This is a genomic window from Pleomorphochaeta sp. DL1XJH-081 (assembly GCF_049310885.1).
Taxonomy (GTDB): Bacteria; Spirochaetota; Spirochaetia; order Sphaerochaetales; family Sphaerochaetaceae; genus CAYZJV01.
The window spans coordinates 1-239 of the sequence record NZ_JBMDYO010000206.1; the positions used below are offsets into that span (position 1 = coordinate 1).

1 pseudogene is annotated in these 239 nt (G+C 48.1%); it reads left to right on the plus strand.

From position 1 onward, the window contains the following. Positions 1-239: pseudogene (locus ACODJP_RS14480) on the plus strand (hypothetical protein); the annotation flags it as partial.

The following is a 239-nucleotide window of genomic DNA, read 5'->3' on the forward strand; positions in this document are numbered from 1 at the left end:
GGCTAAGCTTTGGGCACCAGCCCTTACTGCTTGCGCATTAGCAACAAGTATCGCGCTTGTTGGTTGTAGCAAAGGCTCCGATGAGAAACAGCAAGCTGCTGCTGCTCAGAAAATGCCGCCTGCAGAAGTAGGTGTTATTGTTGCTCAACCACAAAGTGTTGAACAAAGCGTTGAGCTTTCAGGCCGTACTTCAGCATATCAAATTTCTGAAGTTCGTCCTCAGACAAGTGGCGTGATTT